A 7,768-nucleotide genomic window follows, 5' to 3' on the forward strand; every position below is an offset into this window, starting at 1 on the left:
ATAAATTATACTAAATGAAAAGTTAAAAAATAGATAAAATTTTAAAAAATTCTGTGAATAAAAATCGGATAAAATCCTTGAATTTTAAAAAAATAGACATGAAATGATAAGATCATTTGAATAAATCTTCACTAAATACAGGATAAGACCCTAAAATCTTAAAGAAAGAAGTATTATCCTCTAAATGTTTCAAAATGCTTCCTATATCCTCATCCAATCTATGTCCTTCAAGATCTATGAAAAAGATGTAATGACCTAATCCTTCTTTAGAAGGTCTGGATTCGATTTTAGTCAAGTTAACATCATTCTCTGCAAAGAGACCTAAAAGCTCGTAAAGTCCCCCTGGCTTATCCTCAAACAATGAAAATGAAATGGAAGTCTTGTCATTTCCTGTGATTGGAGAATCATCATTATCCAAAACGACAAAACGGGTTTCATTGTTGAAATTCTCTTGAATGTTTGTATCAATTACCTTCAAACCATACAATTCCGCTGCCTTCAATGTTCCAATAGCTGCATCTTCTCCGGTTTCTGCAACCCTTTTAGCAGCAGCTGCAGTGCTTAAGGTGTAATGTGCAGTGATTCCATGCCTTTCCAAATAAGGTTGGCATTGGCCTAAAGCCTGTGAATGTGAATAAACGTTCTCAACTTCATCTACAGTCATTTCCTTAGCAGCCAATAGGTTATGATTGATTGGAATGACAATCTCGTTTTTGATTTTCAAGTCAAAATTATGAATCAAGGAATCTAAAGTCAAGCTAACCGGACCTTCAATTGAATTTTCAATCGGTACAATACCACATACGCATTCCCCACTTTCAACAGCACCCATCACCTGTTGTATTGAACAGTAGGAAATCAAATTGTCACTGACCAATGATGCAGCTTCATGAGAGAATGTTCCTTGAGGTCCTAAAAATGCAACTTTATCCTTTATCATAATAAAACTCCAGTTAAAAAAAATAATTCTTTAATATTTACTATTTTTTATATATTAATCATAGTATAAAAGCAATACGGTAAAAATAACTTAAATAACCTAAGTAAATTCAAAATAATGCATAAAAATATTACAAAATAGAAAAATAAGAGCAATGAAATAAAATTTAAACAAAAAATAGAAAAAAAGAAAAATAAAGCATAAGAAAATCTTATGCTTAAAACTAAAATCAACCAGAAAATGACTCAGTTATTGAGTTTCCATCTCATAAATCAATTTTAGCAAATCTGATTGAGTTACTATTCCTATAATTTGATCTTCATCATCAACTACAGGGTAACCATTATAACCAGTTTCCAACATTGCATCAGCAAGCTGTGGAATTGATGCATATTGTGAGATTGTTTCCACATTTGTAGACATGTAATCTCCTGCAATCAACTCTTTGATTTGAGATGACTGATACTTGTCAGGAGTATGTTTCCTGAATGAAACAAATGCCTTTGCAATGTCCTTTGAAGTAATAATTCCTGCAAGCTCATTGTCTTCAGTGAGTAATAAACGTCCGACACCTGAGTCCATTATGACTTTTCTTGCATGAACTAAACGATCCTCAGCAGATATTGAAATAATATCTGTTGTCATAATATCCTTAACTGAAATCTTTTCATATGCTTTTGCTTTGCATAAATATATGAAATCAGATTTAGTTACGATTCCAACCATTTCACCATCAGATAGAACTGGAATGGCACCAATGTTCTTTTCAATCAAGATTTTTGCCACTTCAGTCACATCATCATCCTCATCAACTGTAATCAAGTCCTTGACCATTACAGTGGATACGTGGAAATGTGAAGGAGCCATATTACCATATTTAGCGGAGCCTAATTTATTAGCTATATCTTTTTCTGAGATAATTCCGACTAAAACTTTTTTATTTTCATTGGTACTAGTGACTGGTATTCTAGATAAGTTATCCTTATACATCATTCTTAGACAATCACATATGTTTAAATTCTTATCAATAGATACCACATTTTCAGACATTATATTTTTGATTTTCATAATAACACCAACGATAAAATCCAATGAAATAGCTATTAGAAAGAATCCAAATGAATTGATTCTATTTGGATTGCAATAAATCTATAGCGTATCTAATCAAAGATATAAACTTAACCTACCAATAGCTATCTCTTAAAAGTTCAACAATAGCTACCCGATTGGTCTTCATAAAGAAGAGCAATCACAAAAATACTTAAAGAAAATGGATTATTTTAAAGGAATTAATAATAATCCAATTAGAAATAAATCTAATTATTCTTTAAGAACTGTATTTAAAATATCTCTTTCAGTGACAATTCCTACAAGTTGATCATCATCAACTACAGGAACACCACCAATGTTCTTTTCAGCTAATAATTCACATAAGTCTCCTAATCTAACACTAGATTCAGTTACTAATATGTTTGGTTTAATGATTTCAGAAATTTTTCTTTTTAAAACATCTAAACCACTATTAGAGGTCATAGAAGCAAACATTTCTTTATCACCAAAGAATCTTAAGATATCAGTTGAAGTAACAATTCCTATTAATTTCTCTTCTTCAACAACAGGAATTCTTCTTAAGTTATTTCTTACCATAATTTTGGAACAGCTTTCAATAGGTGTTCCAGGAGTGGTAGTGATAACATCCTTAATCATGATATCACCTACAGTCTCATTAGTCAATGATCCTGCAAGTGCTAATGCGAAATCTCTTTCAGTGACTATTCCCACTAATTTATCTTCTTTATCTACAATAGGTAAGGATCCAATGCCGTTTTCGGTCATTAAATCAACACTTTCTCTAATAGAAAATTTAGGGCTGATAGAAATAACATCTCTTGTCATAATCTCTTTAACATGATCATTGATTGCTGCCAAGAAGTTGTCATCATGTTTCTTTTCTATTATATCAAATTTGCTTCCTCCACCAAGGAAGTCAAGAATATCCATAGCAGTTACAATACCCAAAAGTTTATTTGAGCCAGGATGGGTTACTGGTAATCTTCTGAATCCATGTTCTATCATCATTTCAGCAGCTTCCTTAATGGACTTGGTTGGAGGGATGCTAATGACATCTTTTTTAGCGAGAGTCATGATTTCGCCCTCATTATCAGCTACTTTTGTTTCATGTTCAACAGAACCACGATTCATAGATTTTCTCAAGTTTTTAGTGTTTTTGTCTTTCATTACGACACCTCCGGATTTAATAATTCTTCCAGGTCTAAATTACAAATCATATCATAACAATCAAGTTATAGAACTCTGGGAAATACCATTAACCAGATGACAAATCCAATTGTTTATTATTAGTCTCAAAGAGTCTAAAAAACCTCATAGATTCACATCCAATTTAACGATATAGAAATAAAGTCTATAATTAAGTAGTTACAATAATAAACGATTCATAATCTATTTTTGAAATTATGGATTTGTTGGAAGTTCTCGTATGCCATTATTCCTATCATTCAAGCTTTTTATGGTAAAAACTCTCTAGAAATTCAAATATAAAATTTGAAAAAATGACATAGAACTAACTACAATATTAGATAGGTTTTGATAGTTAATATTATTATCGATTTAATTTTTATTAACTTAAAAAGTATTTAAAAATTTACTTAAAAATCAAATAAATTAAACAAAATTATTATACTTTATTAATAATAAGAATACATAATAAATATTAATAAAAATAATTTAAGAATTACATTTAGGGATTAAAATGGACAAAACTAAAAAAACTGTAAGAACAAGAGATTTTATCATAAGTACAGATGGATTATTATTCGCTTCAACCAATTACATTCACCCAGAAGATAGGATTATCTGCTTTTTAAGATACATTCCAGATGAAAATGGAGATAGGGAAAAGGACGGAATCAGATATTCCAAAGTCGGATCTGAAGAAGCTTATGCATACCTTAGGGAAAACCATCCAGATTACCTATACTTCTGTGACGTAACCAATGTAGAAATGATGGGAGTTCCTATTGACAAGGTTGAAAGAATCATCAAGCCAGAAGAAAGATTGAAAGGGCTTAGAGCAACCTACTATGATGAGATTAACACTAAAGTAGCAAATGGTGAAGAACTTGACTATAAAGAAGAACTCTTAAGCAAATTATTTGACTTATCAGACTTTTTCCATTATGTAGCTGGAATCGATTACGATGACCTTGGAATCTCAGGATCAATCTTGCCAGGACTTCAAAAGGCAGGAACTTCAGACCTTGACTTTGTAGTCTACGGCCTTGAAAACCATAGAAATGCAATCAAGGCATACAAGGATAACAAGGACAAAGCTGTTTTCATAGACGAGTTAGACAAATCAATCACATTAAACAGAATCAATGATGACTTCTGGGACTTTGTATATGATAAGAGAATAAAAGACGACTCCCTAACTAAAGAAGAGTTCGCTTGGTATGAAGAACGTAAAAGCAATAGAGGACTCATTAGAGAAACCTTATTCGACATTTTAGCAACAAGAAACTACGACGAAATCGAAGGTACATGGGGAGATACCGTATACGAACCAGAAGGATTTGCGAAAGTCAACTGCACAATAAAGAGCGCATTAGGAGCTTTTGATAATCCTGCAGTATATACAATAGAAGATGTTGAAATCCTTGAAGGACCTGATATTGAAATCTCAGAACTAGCATCACTTACCCACACATATGCTGGAGAAGTTGTTGATGGAGAAGAAGTAGTCGCAAGAGGAAAAATAGAAAAGGTACTTAAAAATGGAGAGTTTGAGAAGTATAGAATTCTTGTTGGAACTACTAGAGAATCTTTAAATGAATATATTAAGTTAAGAGAAAGTCCAGTTTAGACTGGATTTCTTATTTTATTTTTTTTATTATTTGCTATTTTTAATTAAATTTATCTACCTACATTCAAAACTATTTTTATAATTTTAATATAAATTAAACTATTTTTAAAAAACGAATTAAAATTTACAAATTTCACATAACAAACCCTATTTTAATCAATCGTTTTTATAATTAAAATGTAGGAAAAATTACAATCTAAAATCAATTTTTCAATCTAATTTAAAAATTGATTTAAAACTCTTAAATTCTAATAAAAATAAAGAATTATAACTATTTAATAAAATAAACTATTTTTAACAAATTATAATCAAAAATAACTGCATATTATTTATTATATGAAAAACAAAGACTAATCCACAGAAATAATATGGAGTTAAAAAAATGATAAGTGTATCTACAATCAAAAGCTATATGTTTTGTCCTTTGAAATTATACTTTCAAAGCAATATTGATGGAGACGTGGAAGAGGATTATTTTATCTCTAAAACATTAAAGGATCTTAGAATTGACATACAAGACATTCTTCATAAAAACTTAAGGCATATCAAGAAGGACATGGATGAGAATGAAATTGAAAAGAGGCTTTCAATTGGAATAAACAATCAAATCAAAACAACATTTGATATTATTGAAGAGATAAATGAAAAGAACAAAGAAGAGGATGAAGAAGAAAAACCAAAAAAAGAAGATGAAATAGAATTCATAGATAAGAAAGATGAAAAAAAAGAGGACGAGGATGGCGAATTAAATAAATTAAAAAAAGAACTGATCAATGAAATAAACCTAAATATCAAAATACTTTCTCTAAAAGTTGCCCAATCCATGAAAGTTCTTGATAAGGATGGTGGTGAAATCCAAAACCTGTTTTTCCCAACCAGCATGTATAACTATCTTATAAGAGACATCGGTCTAGATTTGATTGGAGTTATAGATAAAATCGAAGTTGAAAAAGGAAATTACTTCCCAATATCACTAAAATCATCAAATCCTCCAGTAAATGGGGTTTGGGATGGTGATTTCATGGAAGCAATAGCCAATGCACTTCTAATAGAACAGGAATTCAACACCTATGTTACAGTGGCATATGTAGATTACTTAAAAATAGCTTCCCGAAGAACTGTAATAATAGATACAGATGCAAGAAAAAGCTTTTTCAAAGTGCTGACCAATGTAAACAAAATAATTGAAAAAGGAGAAATACCTACAGTTAAAACTGGATTGAAAAAGTGTGAAAACTGTGAATATAAGGAACTATGTGATAACAGTTAAATTAAAACTGGGAAAAACGGCACCATTAAGTAAACTGCAATCAAAACAATCACAGTAATAATGACAATAGCTCCAAGAGGTACCTTTTTCCATGCGAGTCCACCTGCAATTATAGCCCCAATCAATCCTATGTACCATAATTGAGAATCTACAGTCAACACACCAGGACAAATAAGTGCAGCAAGTGCTGTATATGGAATCAAATTAAGGAATTTCTCGAATTTTGGAGAGAAATTCAATCTTTCCATAAAGATTGCTGGAATTACCCTTGGAATGAAGGTAACAAGTGCACAAAGAATAATGAGTAAGGTAATATTCATTGTTGCACCTCCTCATTGCTGCAATTTTCATCACCTGTCTTATAGGCATCTCCTAAAACAGTATCATCATCAACGATATACATTCCAATGAGAGCACCTAAAAGAATAGCTATAATCAATGACCAAGTTCCAATGAAAAACTGCAATACAACATTTAAAATAGCTGTTATTACTACTAAAATAGCCAATTCCTTGCTTTCTTTAACTGCAGGAACCAATAGTGCTACAAATAAAGCATATAAAGAAATATTGAAACTGTTTGCAACAATTATAGGAAGCACATTCAAGACTATAACACCAATGATTGCTCCAAAAATCCAAGAGAGCCATGCAATTCCTGCAAGACCGATATAAGTCCATATGGAAGACTCTTCCATTAGCATGAACATTGCAAATGCCTCATCAACAGCAAGGTGTGATGAGGGTATTCTTACAGCAAGTGAAGCATCATCAACCTTGTTGTAAATGCATGTGTTCATTACAAAATATCTGAAATTAAGTACAAATGAAGTCAAGACAATATTGAAAAGAGTAGCACCTTGAGCCAACATTGTGGCTATCATGATTTGCCCTGCACCGGCATATATGAAGATGGACATTGAAACGGTTTCAAGTGGAGTCAGACCTGCCTTAATTGCTAAGGCAGCATATCCAATACCCATTGGAATGTATCCAAATGTAATTGGAATACCTAACTTCAAACCGTTTACAAACTTTTCTTTTCGAGTAATCTAAAACACATCCATAAGTAAAAATAAAAGCAAAAAATATGTACAAAATAAGAATAAATAAGTTAAAGAGAAAATTAGAATTTATTGTTGTTTCTTAATCTCTTTACATCAAATACTGCAGTGCTTGCAACTGCCATAACTGCCATTACACCAGCTTGAATAGGATCTGTAACAATCAAGTCAGCTTCATCTGTTACACTTCCAGGCATATTCAAGGTAATCACAATCAAGTCTTCATGATTTTCTTTTAATTTCCTTACTGTATCAGTGATCTTTCCACCCATCAAGGATCCTGCAAGAACAAGCACACCGACACGAGGCAATCTGTTTACAGCATCAACTGCTTCTGCAATATTCTCTTCGCCAACTAAAGGAATAGTATCCACACTTATACGCTCTCCACGTATATTATGTCTGTCAGCTTCTGTGATAGCTCCAACTGCAACTTGAGATACTTGAGCTCCACCACCGAAAATAAGAACTCTTTTACCGAAAATGTCATTTAAAGAACCATGAATTTCAATGTCTAAAATAAAGTCTTTAGACTCTAAGTCTTCGATTAATTCATCGAGTTTCTCAACATGATCAAGCTCTAGATTCAATGTCCCAACATCATCCTTTACG

8 protein-coding genes are annotated in these 7,768 nt (G+C 31.6%); 2 read left to right on the plus strand and 6 right to left on the minus strand.

Annotation, left to right across the window (positions count from 1 at the left end; genetic code table 11):
• Positions 1–112: 112 nt before the first annotated feature.
• The 3 genes from pheA to IJI80_RS06580 all read right to left on the minus strand — a co-directional run bounded on the left by pheA (position 113) and on the right by IJI80_RS06580 (position 3,178).
• Positions 113–937, minus strand: coding sequence for a prephenate dehydratase (gene pheA / locus IJI80_RS06570; protein WP_292788703.1), 825 nt, complete (start codon positions 935–937; stop codon positions 113–115).
• A 252-nt stretch (positions 938–1,189) separates the two neighbouring features.
• Positions 1,190–2,008: a CBS domain-containing protein gene (locus IJI80_RS06575; protein WP_292788690.1), complete on the minus strand. Its 819-nt coding sequence runs from the start codon at positions 2,006–2,008 to the stop codon at positions 1,190–1,192.
• A 252-nt stretch (positions 2,009–2,260) separates the two neighbouring features.
• Positions 2,261–3,178 (minus strand): CBS domain-containing protein, encoded by a 918-nt coding sequence (locus IJI80_RS06580; protein WP_292788692.1) that lies wholly within the window; start codon positions 3,176–3,178, stop codon positions 2,261–2,263.
• Positions 3,179–3,710: 532 nt separating this feature from the next.
• On the opposite strand from IJI80_RS06580, the gene IJI80_RS06585 reads away from it, so the two are divergent.
• Complete coding sequence (locus tag IJI80_RS06585) at positions 3,711–4,823, plus strand: DNA polymerase subunit beta (RefSeq protein ID WP_292788694.1); 1,113 nt, start codon at positions 3,711–3,713, stop codon at positions 4,821–4,823.
• A 382-nt stretch (positions 4,824–5,205) separates the two neighbouring features.
• Complete coding sequence (locus IJI80_RS06590) at positions 5,206–6,093, plus strand: Dna2/Cas4 domain-containing protein (protein WP_292788696.1); 888 nt, start codon at positions 5,206–5,208, stop codon at positions 6,091–6,093.
• Here the strand turns inward: IJI80_RS06590 and IJI80_RS06595 are convergent.
• From IJI80_RS06595 to IJI80_RS06605, 3 genes are all read right to left on the minus strand, one after another.
• A complete protein-coding gene (locus tag IJI80_RS06595; RefSeq protein ID WP_292788698.1) occupies positions 6,090–6,413 on the minus strand; it encodes an AzlD domain-containing protein in 324 nt (107 codons plus the stop codon). The genes IJI80_RS06590 and IJI80_RS06595 overlap by 4 nt on opposite strands.
• Positions 6,410–7,114, minus strand: coding sequence for an AzlC family ABC transporter permease (locus IJI80_RS06600; RefSeq protein WP_292788700.1), 705 nt, complete (start codon positions 7,112–7,114; stop codon positions 6,410–6,412). Before IJI80_RS06600 ends, IJI80_RS06595 begins: the two co-directional genes overlap by 4 nt.
• Before the next feature lie 104 nt (positions 7,115–7,218).
• Positions 7,219–7,768: DUF5612 domain-containing protein (locus IJI80_RS06605; protein WP_292788702.1), on the minus strand; the 550-nt coding region annotated here is incomplete at its 5' end.

Origin of the sequence: Methanobrevibacter sp. (assembly GCF_017432245.1) — an archaeon.
Lineage (GTDB): Archaea > Methanobacteriota > Methanobacteria > Methanobacteriales > Methanobacteriaceae > Methanobrevibacter.